The 18,323-nt window shown below is 72.4% G+C and carries 20 protein-coding genes; 5 read left to right on the top strand and 15 right to left on the bottom strand.

Going from position 1 to position 18,323, the window contains the following annotated elements; all coding sequences use genetic code 11:
- Positions 1-11 precede the first annotated feature (11 nt).
- Complete coding sequence (locus AC6H2I_RS15195) at positions 12-851, top strand: FkbM family methyltransferase (RefSeq protein ID WP_497501504.1); 840 nt, start codon at positions 12-14, stop codon at positions 849-851.
- Between the two features lie 87 nt (positions 852-938).
- Here AC6H2I_RS15195 and AC6H2I_RS15190 read toward each other — a convergent pair whose 3' ends face one another.
- Positions 939-1,163: a hypothetical protein gene (locus AC6H2I_RS15190; RefSeq protein ID WP_497501503.1), complete on the bottom strand. Its 225-nt coding sequence runs from the start codon at positions 1,161-1,163 to the stop codon at positions 939-941.
- A gap of 230 nt (positions 1,164-1,393) precedes the next feature.
- Here AC6H2I_RS15190 and AC6H2I_RS15185 point away from each other — a divergent pair, with 230 nt between their 5' ends.
- On the top strand, positions 1,394-1,666 hold the full coding sequence (locus AC6H2I_RS15185; RefSeq protein ID WP_497501502.1) for a hypothetical protein: 273 nt from the start codon (positions 1,394-1,396) through the stop codon (positions 1,664-1,666).
- 184 nt (positions 1,667-1,850) lie between these two features.
- On the opposite strand, the gene AC6H2I_RS15180 is transcribed toward AC6H2I_RS15185, so the two are convergent.
- The 9 genes from AC6H2I_RS15180 to AC6H2I_RS15140 form a co-directional block, all read right to left on the bottom strand.
- Positions 1,851-2,951 carry a branched-chain amino acid ABC transporter substrate-binding protein gene (locus tag AC6H2I_RS15180; protein WP_497501501.1) on the bottom strand — a complete coding sequence of 367 codons (1,101 nt, stop codon included), beginning with the start codon at positions 2,949-2,951 and terminating at the stop codon, positions 1,851-1,853.
- A gap of 160 nt (positions 2,952-3,111) precedes the next feature.
- Positions 3,112-3,471 carry a DUF6867 family protein gene (locus AC6H2I_RS15175; protein WP_497501500.1) on the bottom strand — a complete coding sequence of 120 codons (360 nt, stop codon included), beginning with the start codon at positions 3,469-3,471 and terminating at the stop codon, positions 3,112-3,114.
- Positions 3,471-4,190 (bottom strand): ABC transporter ATP-binding protein, encoded by a 720-nt coding sequence (locus tag AC6H2I_RS15170; RefSeq protein WP_497501499.1) that lies wholly within the window; start codon positions 4,188-4,190, stop codon positions 3,471-3,473. Before AC6H2I_RS15170 ends, AC6H2I_RS15175 begins: the two co-directional genes overlap by 1 nt.
- The gene (locus AC6H2I_RS15165) at positions 4,187-5,113 is read right to left on the bottom strand and encodes an ABC transporter ATP-binding protein (RefSeq protein WP_497501498.1); all 927 of its coding nucleotides are present in this window, start codon (positions 5,111-5,113) and stop codon (positions 4,187-4,189) included. Before AC6H2I_RS15165 ends, AC6H2I_RS15170 begins: the two co-directional genes overlap by 4 nt.
- Entirely contained in the window at positions 5,110-6,600 is a 1,491-nt protein-coding gene (livM, locus tag AC6H2I_RS15160; protein WP_497501497.1) for a high-affinity branched-chain amino acid ABC transporter permease LivM, read from the bottom strand. Before livM ends, AC6H2I_RS15165 begins: the two co-directional genes overlap by 4 nt.
- Positions 6,601-6,604: 4 nt before the next feature.
- Positions 6,605-7,522, bottom strand: coding sequence for an ABC transporter permease subunit (locus tag AC6H2I_RS15155; protein WP_497501496.1), 918 nt, complete (start codon positions 7,520-7,522; stop codon positions 6,605-6,607).
- A 293-nt stretch (positions 7,523-7,815) separates the two neighbouring features.
- On the bottom strand, positions 7,816-8,169 hold the full coding sequence (locus AC6H2I_RS15150; RefSeq protein WP_497501495.1) for an AzlD domain-containing protein: 354 nt from the start codon (positions 8,167-8,169) through the stop codon (positions 7,816-7,818).
- Positions 8,162-8,902 (bottom strand): AzlC family ABC transporter permease, encoded by a 741-nt coding sequence (locus tag AC6H2I_RS15145; protein ID WP_497501494.1) that lies wholly within the window; start codon positions 8,900-8,902, stop codon positions 8,162-8,164. Before AC6H2I_RS15145 ends, AC6H2I_RS15150 begins: the two co-directional genes overlap by 8 nt.
- Positions 8,903-9,097: 195 nt before the next feature.
- Entirely contained in the window at positions 9,098-9,895 is a 798-nt protein-coding gene (locus AC6H2I_RS15140) for a hypothetical protein (protein ID WP_497501493.1), read from the bottom strand.
- A gap of 230 nt (positions 9,896-10,125) precedes the next feature.
- On the opposite strand from AC6H2I_RS15140, the gene AC6H2I_RS15135 reads away from it, so the two are divergent.
- Both AC6H2I_RS15135 and AC6H2I_RS15130 read left to right on the top strand, forming a co-directional pair.
- The gene (locus tag AC6H2I_RS15135) at positions 10,126-11,070 is read left to right on the top strand and encodes an ROK family protein (RefSeq protein ID WP_497501492.1); all 945 of its coding nucleotides are present in this window, start codon (positions 10,126-10,128) and stop codon (positions 11,068-11,070) included.
- 98 nt (positions 11,071-11,168) lie between these two features.
- The gene (locus AC6H2I_RS15130) at positions 11,169-11,948 is read left to right on the top strand and encodes an alpha/beta fold hydrolase (protein ID WP_497501491.1); all 780 of its coding nucleotides are present in this window, start codon (positions 11,169-11,171) and stop codon (positions 11,946-11,948) included.
- 27 nt (positions 11,949-11,975) lie between these two features.
- Here AC6H2I_RS15130 and AC6H2I_RS15125 read toward each other — a convergent pair whose 3' ends face one another.
- The 5 genes from AC6H2I_RS15125 to AC6H2I_RS15105 form a co-directional block, all read right to left on the bottom strand.
- Positions 11,976-13,640: an ArnT family glycosyltransferase gene (locus AC6H2I_RS15125; RefSeq protein WP_497501490.1), complete on the bottom strand. Its 1,665-nt coding sequence runs from the start codon at positions 13,638-13,640 to the stop codon at positions 11,976-11,978.
- Positions 13,637-13,978 carry a lipid-A-disaccharide synthase N-terminal domain-containing protein gene (locus AC6H2I_RS15120; protein ID WP_497501489.1) on the bottom strand — a complete coding sequence of 114 codons (342 nt, stop codon included), beginning with the start codon at positions 13,976-13,978 and terminating at the stop codon, positions 13,637-13,639. The genes AC6H2I_RS15125 and AC6H2I_RS15120 overlap by 4 nt, the downstream gene beginning before the upstream one ends.
- Positions 13,979-14,013: 35 nt before the next feature.
- A complete protein-coding gene (locus tag AC6H2I_RS15115) occupies positions 14,014-14,769 on the bottom strand; it encodes a glycosyltransferase family 2 protein (protein WP_497501488.1) in 756 nt (251 codons plus the stop codon).
- 81 nt (positions 14,770-14,850) lie between these two features.
- Positions 14,851-15,840, bottom strand: coding sequence for a zinc dependent phospholipase C family protein (locus AC6H2I_RS15110; RefSeq protein ID WP_497501487.1), 990 nt, complete (start codon positions 15,838-15,840; stop codon positions 14,851-14,853).
- Positions 15,840-17,327, bottom strand: coding sequence for a Do family serine endopeptidase (locus tag AC6H2I_RS15105; protein ID WP_497501486.1), 1,488 nt, complete (start codon positions 17,325-17,327; stop codon positions 15,840-15,842). The genes AC6H2I_RS15110 and AC6H2I_RS15105 overlap by 1 nt, the downstream gene beginning before the upstream one ends.
- A 500-nt stretch (positions 17,328-17,827) precedes the next feature.
- On the opposite strand from AC6H2I_RS15105, the gene AC6H2I_RS15100 reads away from it, so the two are divergent.
- Positions 17,828-18,323: helix-turn-helix domain-containing protein (locus AC6H2I_RS15100; RefSeq protein WP_497501485.1), on the top strand; the 496-nt coding region annotated here is incomplete at its 3' end.

Here is an 18,323-nt window from a genome sequence, read left to right as displayed (position 1 = left end):
AGGAAACGTTCATGGCCGACTCCGCACTCGCCGTTCCGGGAACGGCCCTGTCCATCGTGCCGTGCCGGCACGGCCGCTTCCTGGTCGCCCCCGACGATATGATCGGCCGCCTGCTGCTGCAATACGGCGAGTGGGCGGAGGACGAGGTGGCCTTCCTGACCGGGCTGCTCCGGCCGGGCGACGTGGTGGTCGACGTCGGCGCGCACATCGGCACCTTCGCCGTGGCGTTCGCCCGGGCCGTCGGGCCGGCCGGCTGCGTGATCGCCGTCGAGGCGCAGCGCCTGGTGTTCAACCTGCTGTGCGCCAACGTGGCCCTGAACGGCCTCGCCAACGTCCATCCCCACAACCTCGTGGCCGCCCACGAGGACGCGCAGGTCCGCCTGCTGGCGGTGCCGCCGGAAGCCCAGCGCAACTCCGGCGCCTTCACCCTGCCCGGCGACGCCCGCTCCGCCCCCGGCCCCTTCGCCACGCCGAAGGCCCGCCTGGACGGACGGCTGGCCGGCCTAGCGGGGTGCCGCCTGATCAAGCTGGACATCGAAGGGATGGAGGCCCTCGCCCTCGACGGGCTCACCGCCACCCTGACCCGCCTGCGCCCGGTGGTCTGCGCCGAGACCAACACGGCCGAAGCCTTCGAGGCGGTGCGGGCGCGCCTCGAGCGTCTGGGCTACCGCCTGTTCTGGCATTGCCCGCGGCATTTCCGGCCGGACAATTTCCGGGGCAATCCCGTCGACCTCTACGCCGGGAAGAGCGACATCAACGTCGTCGCCTTCCCCGCGGAGGGTGGCGTCCCGCCCGCGCTGGTGCCGGCGCGCGACTTCGCCGAGATCGCGGCGGGCTCCCAGCCCGCTTGAGCCGTTCCGCGTCGCCGCACCCGGGAGCGGCCGCAACGCCTCGCCAGCACCAGCACCGCCGCCCCGCACCGCGGGCGCCGGGGGGCCTCAGGCCGGCGGCGGCTGGCCGTCGCCGACCCACTCGAACTCGTGGGGATCGAGCAGGGTGGCCACGGCCAGCGTCTTCAGCGTCAGCGGGTCGTCGGCCCGGCGCATCTGCGCGTGCTGCGCCCCCAAGGCGTCCTTGCGAACGGCCATCACCTCCCACACCCCGCCGCCCGGGCCGAGCTTGCGATACATGTGTCCTTCGACCACTTCGCGCTTCCTGCGCATGACCACTCTCCAGAACCCCCAACCCGCTGCCCCGGCGGCCCCAAGCGGCGCCGGTCGACCGGAGGGCCATAGAAACACCAATTGGGCCGACGTTGGCGAGCGTCCGTTTCGAATATGCCGCCGGCGCCGGCATTTTGTAGCGGACCGGCCACAGAGCCATCGCCGGAGAAATGTGCTGCGCTGCGGCATCGCGCCGGGAACCGCCGGGCCGCCGCGGCGTTCTGCCCTTCATGAAGATGGACTATGACGTGCTTTTGCTGGCGACTCGCCTGGTCGGGGAGATGGGCGAGGTTGCCACCCGGATCAGCCGCGTGCGCCTGGTCGAACTGACCGCCGCCAACAACCTGCGGGCCGCCGCCTTCTGGCGCGACGTGCTGCACACCTGCGAACGCCTGCTGGCGGAGCGGGCCGGGCCGGCGGGCGCCGGGGGCGGCCTTCCGCCGCCCGCCGTCGCCGGCACCGCCGCCGACCGGCCGCCGCTGCGCGGCGAGGCCGCCGGCTGACGCCGCTGTCGCGCTGACGGGCACGGCGTTCGCCGCCGGGGTGGCGATCGGGAGGCTCCGGCCGCGGCCCCGCCGGGCGCGCGGCGCGCCGGCCAGACCGGCGCGAGGCCGGAATCGAGCAGGGCCCGGCGGTTGCCCGCCGGGCCCTGGACCGCCCCGGCCCCGGTGGGACCCGGGACGGCGCTTACTTCACCTCGGCGTACTGGCCGTCGTGCCAGCGGTACCAGACATAGGCGGGGGTGGTGACGTCACCCTTGTCGTCGAACGCGATCTTGCCGATGACGGTGTCGAACTCGTTCTTGCGCAGCTGCTCGAGCACCTTGTCCATGTCGGTGGACCCGGCCTTGGTCACGGCGTCGGCGTAGGCCTGCATGGCGGCGTAGGTGTAGAGGGTGTAGCCTTCCGGCTCGTAGCCGTTGGCGCGGAACTTCTCCACCACCGCCTTCGCCTCGGCCTTCTGGCGCGGGTCCGGGCCGAAGGTCATCATCGTGCCCTCGCCGGCCTCGCCGGTGATCGCCCAGTACTCGTTGGTCACCAGGGCGTCGCCGGAGACGATCTTGGTGCCCATGCCCTGGTCGGCCATCTGGCGGGCCATCAGGCCGGCCTCGGTGTGGTAGCCGCCGACGTACACCACGTCGACGTTCTCCTGCTTCAGCTTGGAGACGACCGCGGAGTAGTCCTTCTCACCGGGGTTGTAGGCTTCGAACAGCGTCTCCTCGACGCCCGCGGCGTTCAGGGCCTTCTTGGTCTCGTCGGCCAGGCCCTTGCCGTAGGCGGTCTTGTCGTGGAGGATGGCGATCTTCTTGCCCTTGTAGGTGTCCGCGAGGTACTTGCCGGCGACGGCGCCCTGCTGGTCGTCGCGGCCGCAGACGCGGAACACGTTCTCGAAGCCCTGCTCGGTCAGCAGCGGGTTGGTCGAGGCCGGCGACATCTGCAAGACGCCCTCCTCGTTGTAGACCTGGCTGGCCGGGATCGAGGAGCTGGAGCAGAAGTGGCCGGCGACGAACTTCACCCCGTCCTGGGCGAGCTGGTTGGCGACCGCCACCGCCTGCTTGGGATCGCAGGCGTCGTCGCCGACCTGCAGGGTCAGCTTCTCGCCCAGCAGGCCGCCGGCTTCGTTGATGTCCTTGACGGCCATCTCGATGCCCTTCTGCATCTGCTCGCCGAACGTGGCGTACTGGCCGGTGATCGGGCCGGCCGTGGCCACGGCGATGTCGGCCTTGGCGACCGACGCGCCGAACACCGTGAGGGCGGCGGCGGCGAGGAGGGTGTGCCTGAATGCCATGGTTGTTGTTGCTCCCTGCTTGGATGTGGTCGCTCGAGGAGGAAAGGCCGCTCCGGATCGCTCCGGGGGCCCCGGCCGCGCCGTCCCCCGGAACGCCGCGGCGGTGCTTGGGTCCGACTATACCCCGCGGGATCGAGCCGGTGACACGCGGACCATCGGCCTAGTCCGCAAGGCCGGCTCCCGGCCGCTCGCGCCAGCCGAAGGGCCCTGCCCGCTCGTACAGCCAGGGGTACTGGCCGACCATGCGGCGGGCCTTGGCGACGCGGTAGGCGACGACCGCGATGACGCCGATCACCGCGGTGTGGACGACGAAACCGTAGAGCGACAGCAGCTCGCCATCGAACAGGGCGTACACGAGGAAGCGGTCGCCGAGGCCGAGCAGCAGCGAATAGGCGTACACCTGGGACGCCGGCTTCCAGCCCTCGGCCAGGGCCTGGCCGGTCAGCACGCCGCAACCGCCGAACAGCAACACCGTCATGAACACGAAGACGCCGAGCGAGGAGCCGAGAACGCCGTCCATCAGTGCCCTCCTTCCAGGTAGGCCGCCCGCACCTCGGGGTCGGCCAGCAGGTCCGCGCCGCTGCCCGACAGGGTGATCTTGCCGGTCACCATGACATAGGCGCGGTGCGCCAGCTTGAGCGCGTGGTAGGCGTTCTGCTCGACCATGAAGATGGTCATCTTCTGCTCGCGGTTGATGTCCTTGATCACCTCGAAGATCTGCTTGACCACCAGCGGGGCGAGGCCCAGCGACGGTTCGTCCAGCAGCAGCAGGCGCGGCTGGCTCATCAGCGCCCGGCCGATCGCCAGCATCTGCTGCTCGCCGCCGGACATGGTGCCGGCGCGCTGGCCGATGCGCTCCTTGAGGCGGGGGAAGAGGGTCAGCACCCGCTCCAGCTCGCTGTCGAAGCTGCCGGGACGGGCCGTGATGGCCCCCATCTGGAGGTTCTCCAGCACCGTCATCCGCGGGAAGATGCGCCGGCCCTCCGGGCTCTGGGCGACTCCGCCGCGGATGATCTCGTGGGTCGGCCGCTCGGTGATGTCCTCGCCGTCGAAGTGGATGCGGCCGGCGCGCGCCCGCGGGTTGCCGCAGATCGTCATCAGCAGCGTCGACTTGCCGGCGCCGTTGGCGCCGATCAGGGTCACGATCTCGCCGGCCCCGACCTCCAGGTCGACGCCCTTCAGGGCCTCGATGGAGCCGTAAAAGGTGTGGACCCCCGACACCTTCAGAAGCGTGCTCATGCGCCCTCCCCGCTGCGACGGTCCGTTCCGCCGTGGCCGCCGCCGGCCTGGAGGTCGCGGGCGACCTCCTCGGGCAACGCCTCGCTCTCGTCCTCGCCGAGGTAGGCGCGGATCACCGCGGGATCGTTCCTGACCTCGTGCGGCGTGCCGTCGGAGATCTTCTTGCCGTAGTCGAGGACCACCACGTGGTCGGAGATGCTCATGACGACGCTCATGTCGTGCTCGATCAGCAGGACGCCGATGCGGTGCTCGTCCCGGATGAAGGTGAGCAGATCGCCGAGCTCGCCCGATTCGCGCGGGTTGAGGCCGGCGGCCGGCTCGTCCAGGCACAGCAGCACCGGCTCCGTGCACATGGCCCGGGCGATCTCCAACCGGCGCTGGGCGCCGTAGGGAAGGTTGCCGGCCTGCCAGTCGGCGAAATCCAGGAGCTTCACGCGGTCCAGCCAATAGGTCGCGAGCTCGATCGCCTGACGTTCGGCGTTGCGGTAGCCGGGCAGGCCGAGCAGGCCGGCGATCGCCCATCCCGACGCCTTCTGCAGCTTGTTGTGCTGCGCCACCAGGAGGTTCTCCAGGACGCTCATGCCGCTGAACAGGCGGATGTTCTGGAAGGTCCGCGCGACCGCCGCGCGCTTGGAGATGATGTAGCCCGGCATCCGCTCCAGCAGATGCTCGCGCCCGTCGGGATGGCGCAGCGTCAGCCGTCCGACGGTCGGGCTGTAGAACCCGGTCAGGCAGTTGAACAGCGTCGTCTTGCCCGCGCCGTTGGGGCCGATGATGGCGGTGATCTGGCCGTTCATGGCGTCGAACGACACGTCGTTGACGGCGACCAGACCGCCGAAGCGCATGGTCAGGTGCTCCACCGTCAGCAGCGGCACCACGCCGCCGCCCGCCGGCTGCGTCGGGCTGGTCATGGGCGCGCTCATGGCATGCCTCCAGCGGCGGCGGCGCCCTCGCCGGGCGGCGTCTTGGGCCGGCGGCCCAGGATGACGGTGGGGTCGCGATGGGCCAGCAGGCCGCGCGGGCGCCACAGCATGATCAGAACCATGCCGGCGCCGAAGGCCAGCATGCGGTACTGCTCCAGCTCGCGGAACACCTCGGGCAGGCCGATCACCAGGAAGGTGGCGATCACCACCCCCATCTGGCTGCCCATGCCGCCCAGCACCACGATGGCCAGGATGATCGCCGATTCGATGAAGGTGAAGCTCTCCGGGCTGATGAAGCCCTGGCGGGTGGCGAAGAACGAGCCGGCGAAGCCGCCGAACATCGCGGCGATGGCGAAGGCCGCCAGCTTGGCGTTGGTGCGGTTGATGCCGAGCGACGCGCTGGCGATGTCGTCCTCGCGCAGCGCCTCCCAGGCCCGGCCCAACGGCAGCTTGCGCACCCGCAAGGTGAACAGGTTCACCACCAGCGCCAGCACCAGGATCAGGTAGTACATGAAGATGATGCGCTGCAGCGAGGTGTACTCCAGCCCGAACATCTCATGGAAGGCCGGCATGCCCTCGGCGGGATTGCGCGAGAATTCGGCCAGGCCGAAGAAGCTCGGCCGCGGGATGCCGATGATGCCGTTGGGACCGCCGGTGAAGGTGTACCAGTTGAGCAGGATGATGCGGATGATCTCGCCGAAGCCCAGCGTCACGATGGCGAAGTAGTCGCCGCGCAGGCGCAGCACCGGAAAGCCCAGCAGCACGCCGGACAGCGCCGCGAACAGGCCGGCCAGGGGCAGGCAGGCCCAGAAGCTGAGCCCCAGATACTGTGCCAGCAGGGCGTAGGAGTAGGCGCCCACGGCGTAGAACGCGACGTAGCCGAGATCGAGCAGCCCGGCCAGGCCGACCACGATGTTCAGCCCCCAGCCCAGCATGATGTAGGTCAGCAGGAGGATGCCGATGTCGATGAGCTGGCGGTCGGCGAACGGCAGGAACGGAAAGGCCGCCGCGAAGAGGATGCCGATCGGCGCCAGCCAGCGCGAGGCGTGCTGCACCCGGGCCGCCACGGCGTCCATCTTGCGGTCGCGCTCGACCTGGGTGAGGCGGGAGCGGTGGGTGACCGCGCTGACGGCGGCGCGCAGGGCGATGACCAGCCCGCCGGCCACCAGCATCACCTCCAGCACCTCGGTCGGCAGCGGCAGCACCAGCCCGAAGGCCGCGGCACCCAGCGCCAGCACCAGAACCGGCAGGGCCAGCCCCTCGCGGACGAGGCCGAGGCCGAGGCGGCCGACGAAGACGAGGGCCACGGCGACCAGCACCTCGTCGAAACGCAGGTCGATGCCGAGGCCGGTGGGGCGGTCGACGGTGCGCAGGCCGACCAGCGGGATCGTCAGGAGCAGGGCGACGAAGGCGGCCATGCCGGCGTCGCGCAGCACGGCCGCCCACGGGACGGCACGGCCCTCGGTGGGCGCGGGGATCGCGGTCATCGGCTCACACCTTCTCGATTTCCGGCCGGCCGAGCAGGCCGGTCGGGCGGAAGATGAGCACCAGGACCAGGATCGAGAACGCCGCCACGTCCTTGTACTCGGTGGTGAAATAGGCCGACCAGAAGGCTTCGATCAGGCCGATGCACAGCCCCCCCAGCATGGCGCCGGGCAGCGAGCCGATGCCGCCCAGAACCGCTGCCGTGAACGCCTTCACCCCGGCGAGGAAGCCGATGTAGAAGTCGATCACGCCGTAGTAGAGGGTCACCATCATGCCCGCCACCGCGGCCAGGGCCGCGCCCATGACGAAGGTCAGCGAGATGGTGCGGTCGACGTTGACGCCGAGCAGCCCGGCCATCACCTTGTCCTGCTCGCACGCCCGCTGGGCGCGGCCGAGCTCGGTGCGCTGGATCAGCTGGGTGAAGCCCACCATCAGCGCCAGGGTCAGCAGCATGATGAAGATCTGGAGATAGCTGAGCGACACCGTGAAGCCGTCGGCACGCTCCATCACCGAGAACCCGCCGGTGACGATCGGCGGCAGCGGCTTGACCCGCGCGCCCTGCAGCACCTGCACGTAGTTCTGCAGGAAGATCGACATGCCGATGGCCGAGATCAGCGGGGCCAGGCGCTGCGAGCCGCGCAGCGGCCGGTAGGCCACCCGCTCCACCACCCATCCGTAGACGCTGGTGAACAGCATGGCGAAGATCAGCATCATGGCGAGCGCCAGGGGCACCCAGGTCACGCCCACCGCCCCCATCACCAGGAAGGTGATCACCGAGACGAAGGCACCGATCATGTAGATCTCGCCGTGGGCGAAATTGATCATGCCGATGATGCCGTAGACCATCGTGTAGCCGATGGCGATGAGGCCGTAGATCGCGCCGAGCGTCAGCCCGTTGATCAACTGCTGAAAGAAATATTCCATCGACCGCCCCCCGCGTCAGCGTGCCGGAATGAGGCAGGCTGGGCGGCGGCCGGGACCCTCGCGCGTTTCGGTCACGTTTTTCCCGCTCCCTGTTCCAGCGGAAGCCATGCGTGAATCGCAAGGCTGCATTCGTTTTCTCTCAGGACGTTAGCCCACCCCGTTCGGGCAGGGCAAGAGGGGAAAGCCGCGGCGTCAAGGGATTGCCCCGCTTTGCCCCGCAGCCGCCGGAAGATTGCCGCGCCCCCCGCGGATTCACAAGAATCTGTCGCAAAATCGTCACGAGGCCGCCCGGCCTACAGCGGACTCCAGCCCGACTGCACCAGGGCGATCAGCGCGCCGGTCCCCGCGGCCACGCCGACGGCGACGTTGCGGCGGGCCAGCAGGAAGACCGCGAGGGCCACGCCGACGGCCAGGAGACGGATGCCCAGGCCGACCTCCAGCAACGGCCCGACCGGCAACAGGATCATCCGCGCCACCAGCCCCGCCAGCAGCGCGTAGGCGACGCAGCCCACCCAGCGGAACACGGCGCCGCCGGGATCGATGCGCCCCGACAGCGCCACCCCCGCGGCGCGCGCCGCATAGGTCACCGCGGCGCCGGCGGCGAGCGCCAGCCAGATCCCGGCGTCGGCCGTGGCGGCGTCAGCCACGGCGCCCGCCGGCGCGGCGGCGCACCGCGTGGTCCAGCGCGAACGCCAGCGTGCCGGCCGCCAGGCCGGTCACCAGAAGGCCGTAGGCCGGGCTGACCAGATGCAGAACCGGTCCCAGCACGGCGCCGGCGCCCAGCGACAGCACCTTGGCGCGGTCGCCGAGGTCGGTGAGGAACAGCAGCAGGAAGTAGACGGGGTTGAGGAACACCAGGCCCAGGGTGACGGGGTGGGGCACCAGGCCGGCCAGGAAGAACCCGACGACGGTGCCGGTCATGGTGGCCGCCCACAAGGTCGTCCCATAGACGGTGAACCAGGTCAGGCGCAGCGCCGGTTCCAGCGCCGGCAGGCGGCGCATGCCGTTGGCCCAGGAGGTGACGGCGATCACATGGGCCAGGGCGAAGTAGCGCCAGCGCGGCGCCGCGGACCCGCGCAGCAGCGGCATCAGGGTGACCACCATCGGCATCAGCCGGGTGTTGGTGAGCGCCACGGCCAGGGCGATGGTCACCAGCGAGGCACCGACGCCGTAGAGTTCCACGAGCGCCATCTGCCCCGGCAGGGCCCACCCCGTGGCGGTCGACACCATCCCTTCGGCCAGGCCCAGGCCGCTTTCGCGCACCAGCGAACCGAAGCCGACATAGCTGGCGAACAGCACCAGGGACGGCAGGCCGAGGGCGTCGCGCACGGCGTCGAGGCGGACCCGCTCCGGCGTCACGGGACGCGGGGCGGCGGGCACGGCAGGGGGGGGCGCGGCAGGGGGCGGTGTGCGGGGCATGGAGCGGACGGTGGTGCGACGGATTGTCCATCCGTACACGGCGCCCCGCGCCGCGTCGCCCGCGTTTTCGGCAGCCGGGGCATGCGCTCAAGGAAAAGCCCCCCGCCCGGGGCGGGCGGGGGGCTCGTCGGGTCACCCGTGCCGGGCGGTCGCCGCTCAGCCCTTGAAGTTCGCCGCCACCTTGTCGGAGGTCGGCTTCACCGGCGGCTTGGCGGCCGGCTTGGCGGCGGCCTTCTCGGGCGCCGGCTTGCCGGCCGGCTTGGCCGGCGGCTTGGCGGCGACGGTCTTGGTCTTGGCGTCGGGCGCCGCCTTGGCATCGGTCCCGGCCTTGGCGCCGGGCTTGGCGGCCGGCTTGGCGGTCGCCTTGGCGGCGGCGTCCACGGCGGCCACGTCGTAGACCGGGTCCGGCGTGCTCACCACCTTCACGTCGCACAGCGGCTTGGAGCTGAGGTGCATCAGACCGGCACCCTTCTCGTCCGTCGTCAGCGCCTTCACGTCGGCCTGGCTCAGCTGCATGGCCGCCTTGGCGCGGTCCACGTAGTTCCAGCAATAGACGTGGTTGCCGACGATCGACGCGCGCCGGCTGATGTCGTTGGCCAGCTCCGTGCGGAAGCTGTCGAAGCTGCGCGTCGCGTTGCCCTTCACGGTCTTGCGGAAGTGGCTGATCATCACCGCTTCCTGGGCGGACAGGAAGGCGCGGTGCTTGACGGTGAAATCCTGGTAGGTGCCGAACGGATTGGCCGCGGCGGCCAGGCCCTGGCAGGTCAGGCCGATCACCATCAGCTCGGTGTGCATGCGGATCGCCTGCTCGGCGGCGTGCTCGGCGCGCGAGTAGCAGGCCTGCCCGGCGGTGGCCGGAAGGGCCAGGGCGAGAACGGCCACCGCGGCGGTGGCGGCGAGCGCGCGGAGCGTTCGGGTGGCGGAGCGGGCGTGGACGGCCTGCACGCGTTTCATCGTGTTCTCCGACTGCGGTGGCGGCGGCTGCGCGGGGTGGCGGGCGGCGGAGTCATTCTGCCCGCCTCCTACCTCTTCCGGGTTTCTACAAGATGACGGCGCCGGGTCAACAGCAATCGGGGCTCTCCTCCCGCTTCGCCCCGCCCCGTTGCAAATCTGCCGCGCGACGGCGGCGTTCCACCGCGGCTATTGCTGGGGGCCACCGTCACCAGCGTCCGGGAGGCCAGGCCATGATCCGCGTCGGCATCGATCTCGGCGGCACCAAGACCGAGGGCGTCGCGCTCGACCGCGGCGGGCGCGAGCGGGCGCGCCGCCGCGTGCCCTCGCCGCGCGGCGACTACCGCGCCACGCTGGACACCGTCGCCGCCCTGGTGGCCGACCTCGAGGCGGCGGCCGGGGCGGAGCCCGGCGCGGCCCGGGTCGGCGTGGGCATGCCGGGCATCGTCTCGCCCCACACCGGCCTGGTGAAGAACGCCAACTCGACCTGGCTGATCGGCCGGCCGCTCGACCGCGACCTCGCCGCCGCGCTGGGCCGCCCGGTCCGTCTGGCCAACGACGCCAACTGCCTGGCGGTGTCGGAGGCGGCCGACGGCGCCGCCGCCGGCGCCCGCGTCGTGTTCGCCGCGATCCTCGGCACGGGGTGCGGGGCCGGCGTGGTGGTCGACGGCCGGCCGCTTGCCGGGCGCAACGGCGTCGCCGGGGAGTGGGGCCACAACCCGCTGCCCTGGCCGGCGGACGACGAGCGGCCGGGCCCGGCGTGCTACTGCGGCAAGCGCGGCTGCCTGGAGACCTTCGTGTCGGGTCCGGGCTTCGCCGCCGACCACGCCGCGGCGACCGGCGAGACGCTCGCCCCCGCGGCGATCGCCGCCCGTGCCGCGGCCGGCGACGGCGCCGCCCGGGCGACGCTGGGCCGGCTGGTGGACCGCATCGCCCGCGGCCTGGCGACGGTGATCGGCGTGATCGATCCCGACGTGGTGGTGCTGGGCGGCGGCCTGTCCAACATCGATGCCCTCTACGGGGCGTTGCCGGCGCGGATCGGCCACTGGGCGTTCTCGGACCGCATCGACACGCCGATCCGCCGCGCCGCGCACGGCGATTCCAGCGGGGTGCGCGGGGCGGCGTGGCTGTGGCCGGCGGACGGCACGGACAGCGCGGACGGGGCCGCCGGGCGGTGAGCGCGGGGCGGCCGCGGCCGGTTGAGAGCGACGGCCGGCCCACCCGCGATGAAGGAGCGTCTTGCCGAACCCCCGCCCTCCTTGCTAAGGGGCGGTGCATGACGTTCCACATCGAGAACCGCCGCCTCGAGAGCCGCTGGATTCCCGGCGACGCCGCGGCTCCCACCCTGGTGTTCCTGCACGAAGGGCTGGGCTCCGTGTCCCTCTGGCGGGACTTCCCGGACAAGGTGGCGGCGGCCACCGGGTCGCCGGTGCTGATCTACGGCCGGGCCGGCCACGGCCGGTCCGACCCGGCGGCGCGGCCGCGCGGGGTCGACTACCAGCACCACGAGGCGTTGGAGGTGCTGCCGCGGGTTCTCGACCACTTCATGATCCGCGAGCCGATCCTGATCGGCCACAGCGACGGCGCCTCGATCGCCCTGATCCACGCCGGCGGCGCCGGCCGGCCGGTGCGCGGCCTGGTGCTGGAAGCCCCCCACGTGTTCGTGGAGGACGAGACGCTGGCCGGGATCGAGACGGCGGTGGAGGTGTGGAACGCCTCCGACCTGCCGGAGCGGCTGGCGCGCCACCACGACGACGCCGACGGCCTGTTCGATGCCTGGTCGGGGATCTGGCTGTCGCCGGAGTTCCGCGCCTGGAACATCGAGAGCTACCTGCCCGGCATCACCGCCCCGGTGCTGGTGATCCAGGGCGAGGACGACGAGTACGCCACGCTGGCCCAGGTCGACGCCATCGCCCGCCAGGTGTCGGGCCCGGCGGAGACGCTGATCCTGCCCAATTGCCGCCACTCGCCCCACCGCGACCACCAGGCGACGGTGCTGCGGGCGGTGACCGGGTTCATCCGCCGGATCGCGCACTCCGACGCCCCGGCGGCGTGAGTCCGCGCCCGCACGACACGGACGGGATCAGCGGCCGGGCGCGTACACGGTGAGGTCGAGGCGGCGCCCGTTGTTGTAGTTGAAGCCGCGGATGGTCGCCAGAGGACGGGGCCGCGCGCCCGCCAGCGCGCCGCGGAACGCGTCCTCGAAGCGGCCTTCGACGAGGGCCAGGCGGCAGCCGTCGGTGCCCCGCAGGTGGGCCGCGGCGTCCTCGCCCGAGCCGAGGCGGGTCGCGGTTCCCAGCAGGAACACCAGGCTGGGCTCGTTGTAGCCGGCCGAGGCGACGACCGGCTCGGTGCAGCCCTCGGCCGCGGCGACCGCGGCCGCAACCGCCCGGCTCACCCAGACCCCGTCCACCGCGGGCAGAACGACGGCGTAGGTGACGCCGTAGAGCGCCGCCGCCGCCGCCAGCGCGGCCGCCACGCCACGGCGTACGGCGCCGTGCCGGACCAGCACCAGCGCCCACACGTACAGGACGAGGACGACGGGAACCAGGGCCACCGCCCGGGAATCCACCCGCCCGTCGACCAGCCAGGGCACGACGGCGACCGTCGCCGCCAGGCCGGCCACCCCGACCAGCCCGAGCCCGGCGGCCGCCGCGAACAGGGCGCGCCGGCGCCCGCCGGCGTCCGCGAGGCCACCGCCGATCCCGTCGAGCGCGGCCCGCGCCGTCAGCATGGCGACGGCCGGGAACACCGGCAGGGTGTAGTGCAGCAGCTTGGTCGGCACCGCCTCGAACACCAGCCAGGTCGGCACGATCCACGCGAGGCAGACGCGCACCGCGTCGTCGCGGCGGTGGCGCCACGCCCAGGGCGCGGCCAGCAGCGCCAGGAAGCCCCACGGCGCGAAGGTCACCCAGAAGGTCGCGAGGTAGTAGCCGGGCGGCAGCCCCTTGCCCTCCTGGCCGCCGGCGACCTTGCCCAGCATGTCGTGGCCAACCGCCGCGGCGAAGAACGCGCCCTTGGTCTGCACCGCGATGGCGATCAGCCAGGGCAGCGCGATGGCCGCGGCGATGGCGAGGCCGGGGAGCGGCCGCAGCCGCGCCAGCCAGCCGGCGCGGCGATCCCACGCCACCAGGGCGAGGACGGTGAGCGCCGACACCATGGGCGCGATCGGCCCCTTGACCAGGATGCCCAGCCCCTGGGCCACCCAGAACAGCGCCGGCAGGCGCCAGCCGCCGGCCGGCCCGTCGCGCCCCGCATAGAGCGCCGCCAACGCGCCCTGGGCGGCCACGACGCAGGCGAGCAGGGCGGCGTCGGTCTTGGCCATCCGCGCCTCGACCCCCAGCACCACGCAGCCCGCCATCATCACCCCGGCGAGCGCGCCGGCGGTGGCACCGAACAGGCGCGCCCCCGTCCAGGCGGTGAGCAGCACCGCCAGCACCGCGCCCGCCAGCGACGGAATCCGGTAGGTCCACACGGCCTTGCCGACCGCCGCGTCGAGGTGCTGCACAACGGCCGTGGCGCCGGCCTGGAGCCAGTAGATGCCCGCCGGCTTCTTGTGCCGCGGCTCGTCCTGGAACCGGATGTCGACGAGGTCACCGCTCTCCAGCATCTGGAAGGAGGCCTGGGCGAAGCGCGCCTCGTCGCGGTCGAAGGGCGGCAGCACCGTGAACCCGGGCAGGAACAGGGCCAGGCTGAGCAGCGCCAGCAGCAGGTAGGCGACCGGCGAGAGCGAACGCTGCGCCGTCACGGCCGGCCCGGCTGCGTTCCGGTCGCGCGCCGCGCGTCCTCCCGCTTGCCGGCCCAGATGAAGTAGACGTTGCGCAGGTAGATCAGCAGGCCGAGCCCCTGCCCCAGCATGAACACCGGATCGGCGCGGTGGATGGAGTAGGCCAGCAGCAGGATGCCGCCGCCGATGCTGAAGTACCAGAACATCTCCGGCACGATGCTGCGGCGGGCGCGCTCGCTGGCGAGCCACTGGACCACGAAGCGCATCATGAACAGGAACTGGGCGAAGAAACCCAGGGCGATCCACACCAGCTCGGTGGTGGTGCGCTCGTCGTACCAGGAAACCAGGGCGTCGATCATGAACGGGGGATTCCGAAAAGGGCGGAGCGAGCGCGTCAGCGCTCCTCCACCGCGGGCGAGAGCTGGGTGCGGCGCGTGAGCCAGTAGACGCCGAGGAGGTCGACGACGCCGATCAGGCCACGCCGCAGGTTGGTGTACTTGGAGCTGCCCCGCTGGCGCGGCCGGTGGTTCACCGGGACGTACGCGGCGGGGTGGCCATGGGCGCGGAACAGCGCCGGCAGAAAACGGTGCATCGCCCCGAAATAGGGAAGGTCGAGGAAGGCCGCGCGGTCGAACAGCTTGATGCCGCAGCCCGTGTCCTCGCAGCCGTCCTTCAGCATCGCCTGGCGCAGCCCGTTGGCGAAGCGCGAGGCGGCCCGCTTGGACCAGGTGTCGCGACGCCGGCGCCGCAGGCCACCCACCAGCAACGGCCGGTCGGCCTCCCCGGCGCGGGCCAGCAGCGCCGGAATGTCGGCGGGGTCGTTCTGGCCATCGCCGTCCAGGGTGGCGATCCAGCCGCCGCGCGCCGCCTTGACGCCGGTGCGCACGGCCGCGCTCTGCCCCGATCGCCGGAGGTGGCGGACCACGCGCACGGCGAGCGCCGTGCCGGCCGAGGCGGCGACCCGCGGCGCCAGGCGCGCCACCGTGCCGTCGCTGGAGCCGTCGTCGACGAACACCACCTCGCACGGGCCGTGCGCGCGCAACGCCGCCGCGACCTCGTCGAGCAGCGGAATCACGTTGTCGGCCTCGTTGAAGACCGGGATGACCACCGACAGCAGCAGCGGCTCCCGGTCGTCCGGTTTCGGTGTCACGGGGAGGAGTCCCAAAGCCCAAGCGGCCGGCAAAATACCGCCGCCGTCCCGGGAGCGATAGGGAAAAGACGCGGTGCGCCCTCAGGTGGTGCCATACCGCCAGAGCGGGGCAAGGGCGACGGGGTCGAAGTGGCGGGCCCGCACGGCCGGGCAGGCGGGAAGCCCGGTCGCCAGGCTGCGCCCGCCGACCACGGCCGAGAGCCACGATGCGCCGGCCCCTCCCTCCAGCGCGTCGCCGACCGCGCCCAGGAAGGCCCGCGCCATGTCCCGCGCCGCCGCCCAGCGGCCCGCCAGGCCGCCGTCGACGGTGCTGCCGGTGACCGGGTGCGCGAAGGCGTCGAAGGCGAACAGGTGCTCGGGCAGCGGGTCGCGCTCCACCGGGTAGAACAGTGCGACCCGCTCCGCCAGGACGCCGCCCAGGGCACGGTCGGCCAGCGCCGCCGCCCGCGCCGTCCCGGTCTGGGCGAAGAGCCGGGTCAGCACGGCCTGGACCGCGGCCTGGCGCCGGAGACCGCGGCGCAGCGCGGCGGCGTCCGTGCCCCACGCCCGGGCCGCCGCCGCGGCCAGCAGCGCGAGGGCGCGGCGGTTGGCCGGCCCGTTGCGCAGGACGGCGTCGAGCGGCCGCCAGCCCTCCATGGTCAGCCCGGCCCGACGCACCATCACCAGGTCGAGCCAGCTCTCCACCAGGAAATGGCGGGTCATCGCCCGCGCGTCGTCACCGGCGACGTGAAGCACCCAGGGGTGGACGGCGATGTCCAGCGCCATGTGCGACAGGAACCCGCACAGGAACGCGGCGTGCCGGTCGCGCTCGTCGCCGGGCGGCATGGCGGCGATCCGCTCCAGCATCATCGCCGGCACGGCGCCGGTGTCCTCGCCATCCTCGCCGTGCAGCCGGTTGCCCCACGCCGGAAGGCCCGGCTCCCCGCCGGGCAGGGGAAGGGGAAGCCGGTAAAAGAAGATGTCCGGGGCGATCGCGCCAAAATGAAGGTCGGCGGTCCAGCGGGCGGCCGGCCCGGGCACGGCGTCGCGCACGCTGTCGGCGAACAGGATGTGGGTCAGCTCCTTCGGCATCACCCCCGCCCACCCACGGGGACCGGGACGAACCGGGCGTCGCCGCCACGGTTGACCTGCATCAGAACGGTCGTGCGCTGCTCCGCCCGCGCCTGCTCGACGCTGGCCCGCACGTCCTCGGGCCGCAGCACCGGCGCCTGCTCGGTCGCGACGATGACGTCGCCGGCCTCGATCCCCCGCTCGCCCGCCGGGCTGTCGGCGGCCACCCCGGTGACCACCACCCCGTCGACTCCGGAGGCGATGGCGAAGGTCGCGCGCAGATCGGGCGTCATCGGCGCCAGACGCAGGCCGAGCACCTCGCGGGTGCCGGGCGGGCTCAGCGGCGGGTCGCCGCTCGCCCCGGCGGCGGCCATCGGCTCGTCCGGGTCCAGCTCGCCGACCGTCACCGCGATGCTCCGCCGCTCGCCGTCGCGCAGGATCTGCACCGGGACGGTGGTGCCGATCGCCGTCTTGGCCACCGCACGCGGCAGGTCGCGCATGGACGCGATGGTCGTTCCGGCAAAGGCGGTGACCACGTCGCCCTGGGCGAGTCCCGCCGCCGCCGCCGGGCCGCCGGGGTCGACGCTGGTGACCAGGGCGCCGCCGTCCTGCGCCAACCCCAGGGACTCCGCGATGTCCGGCGTGATCGCCTGCACCCGCACCCCCAGCCAGCCGCGCTGCACGGTGCCGCCGTTCTTCAGCTGCTCCACCACCGGGCGGGCGAGCGACGACGGAACGGCGAAGCCGATGCCGACCGATCCGCCGGTCGGCGAGAAGATGGCGGTGTTGATGCCGATGACCTCGCCGGCCACGTTGAACAGCGGCCCGCCGGAGTTGCCGCGGTTGATGGCCGTGTCGGTCTGCAGATACTCGTCGTAGGGTCCCTGCTGGATGTCGCGGGCGCGGGCCGAGAGAATGCCGGCGGTGACCGTGCCGCCCAGGCCGAAGGGGTTGCCGATGGCGACGACCCAGTCGCCGACCCGCACCGTCGCGCTGTCGCCCCAGGAGGTGGCGGGCAGCGGCCCCTCCGACTCGACCTTGAGGACGGCGAGATCGGTCGCCTCGTCGACCCCGACCACCGCCGCGGTCAGCGAGCGCCCGTCGTGCAGGATGACCGACACCTCGTCGGCGCCGTCGATGACATGGTTGTTGGTGACGACGAAGCCATCCGGATCAATGATGAATCCGGACCCCAGCGCGGTTTCCGGTGCGCCCTCGGGCTGCGGGCCCTCGCCCTGGAAGTTGCGGAAGAAATCCTCGAAGGGCGAGCCCGGCGGGACTCCGGGGGCGTCGGGCAAGGCCGGTGCGGCGGCGCGCGCCCGGGTGGAGATGTTGACCACGGCCTGGAGCTGGCGTTCCGCCATGTCGGCGAAGGATTGCGGCGCCGGTGCCGCCGCCGCCGGCGGGCCGGGCGCGAGCCCGGGCGCCGCGGCCAGGACGGCGGCGACGGCGAGCGTCCGCAGGGCACGGCCGGCGTGCCGCCGGCCAGGGACGAGAACGTGCGGCATGGGGCGACCTCCGGCGGGCGTGACGTGACGAAGGGAAACGCTCCGGCGCGGCCCGCGTTCCCTGGGACGCCACCGCCGCCGTGGTGCCGGCGGTGGCGCCGCAAAGACGGGGTGCGGACGGCACGCCGCATTTCTTTTGAAAGAGTGAAAGAACGACCACCATTGCGCTAACTTTTAAAATGCAAAACAGCCGGCGTGACCGGGTCCACCGCAAACCCGGCCGGCCGAGCAACGCACCACCGGGACACAGAAGGATCACAGCCCCGCAGACCAGGGCTGCTGCCCTGCCCCGGCCGACGAAATCGCTTTTCCCGGCGAACTTATGCTGGTATTTTCCGGGCCGGACGCCGATATTGATCTGCACAGAAAATCATCGCCGCCAGGCCAGCGCTTCACCAGGTCCCGCCGTTTCCCCGTTGCGGCGCGGCGACGGGTGTGTGCGATCTCCCACGGGCATCTGTCGAATGACGCAAAATTCACTTTGGCAACCGAGCGACATTATGAACGCAGAAACCGGCACCGATACGGAATCCCCGAAGCGGCGCGGTCGCATTCCGCAGTCGGCGTGGCCGCGAATTCTTGAACGGTACCGTTCGGGCGCGACCCTGTCGGCCATCGCACGCGAATTCGAATGCACGCCCAGCGCCATCTCCTACATCGTGCGCAAGGCGGAAGCCGCGGGCATGACCGGAGACGACGCGGCAACCGAGGGGGAGGACGGCATGGCAGAGGGCGTGGCCGCCGAGGACGCGACCGACACGCCGGCCGCCGGCGAGACGACCGGCGCAGCCGCGCCGGCCAGCGAAGCGGCCCCGGCCAAGACGAAGGCCGACGACGGCCCCGATGGCGTCCCCGGCGGCGCCCCAGGCGGCGTGCCCGGCGGCGACACCGCGGAGCCGGCGCCGGCGCGGGTGCGTGGCGAAGGCTCCCGCGGCACGCTGCGCGCCGACCAGCTGCGTGGCGACCGCCAGTCCCGGGCTCGGCCCGGGACTGGCG

Source organism: Azospirillum sp. NS33, from assembly GCF_059703765.1.
The sequence above is the reverse complement of the archived record's forward strand: the minus strand, read 5'-3'. Positions and strand labels throughout refer to the sequence as shown.

Excerpts from the sequence above, each read along its gene's own strand:
- AC6H2I_RS15195 (WP_497501504.1), top strand. The coding sequence starts at position 12 with ATGGCCGACTCCGCACTCGCCGTTCCGGGAACGGCCCTGTCCATCGTG.
- AC6H2I_RS15190 (WP_497501503.1), bottom strand. The coding sequence starts at position 1,163 with ATGCGCAGGAAGCGCGAAGTGGTCGAAGGACACATGTATCGCAAGCTC.
- AC6H2I_RS15185 (WP_497501502.1), top strand. The coding sequence starts at position 1,394 with ATGAAGATGGACTATGACGTGCTTTTGCTGGCGACTCGCCTGGTCGGG.
- AC6H2I_RS15180 (WP_497501501.1), bottom strand. The coding sequence starts at position 2,951 with ATGGCATTCAGGCACACCCTCCTCGCCGCCGCCGCCCTCACGGTGTTC.
- AC6H2I_RS15175 (WP_497501500.1), bottom strand. The coding sequence starts at position 3,471 with ATGGACGGCGTTCTCGGCTCCTCGCTCGGCGTCTTCGTGTTCATGACG.
- AC6H2I_RS15170 (WP_497501499.1), bottom strand. The coding sequence starts at position 4,190 with ATGAGCACGCTTCTGAAGGTGTCGGGGGTCCACACCTTTTACGGCTCC.
- AC6H2I_RS15165 (WP_497501498.1), bottom strand. The coding sequence starts at position 5,113 with ATGAGCGCGCCCATGACCAGCCCGACGCAGCCGGCGGGCGGCGGCGTG.
- livM (WP_497501497.1), bottom strand. The coding sequence starts at position 6,600 with ATGACCGCGATCCCCGCGCCCACCGAGGGCCGTGCCGTCCCGTGGGCG.
- AC6H2I_RS15155 (WP_497501496.1), bottom strand. The coding sequence starts at position 7,522 with ATGGAATATTTCTTTCAGCAGTTGATCAACGGGCTGACGCTCGGCGCG.
- AC6H2I_RS15140 (WP_497501493.1), bottom strand. The coding sequence starts at position 9,895 with ATGAAACGCGTGCAGGCCGTCCACGCCCGCTCCGCCACCCGAACGCTC.
- AC6H2I_RS15135 (WP_497501492.1), top strand. The coding sequence starts at position 10,126 with ATGATCCGCGTCGGCATCGATCTCGGCGGCACCAAGACCGAGGGCGTC.
- AC6H2I_RS15130 (WP_497501491.1), top strand. The coding sequence starts at position 11,169 with ATGACGTTCCACATCGAGAACCGCCGCCTCGAGAGCCGCTGGATTCCC.
- AC6H2I_RS15120 (WP_497501489.1), bottom strand. The coding sequence starts at position 13,978 with ATGATCGACGCCCTGGTTTCCTGGTACGACGAGCGCACCACCACCGAG.
- AC6H2I_RS15110 (WP_497501487.1), bottom strand. The coding sequence starts at position 15,840 with ATGCCGAAGGAGCTGACCCACATCCTGTTCGCCGACAGCGTGCGCGAC.
- AC6H2I_RS15105 (WP_497501486.1), bottom strand. The coding sequence starts at position 17,327 with ATGCCGCACGTTCTCGTCCCTGGCCGGCGGCACGCCGGCCGTGCCCTG.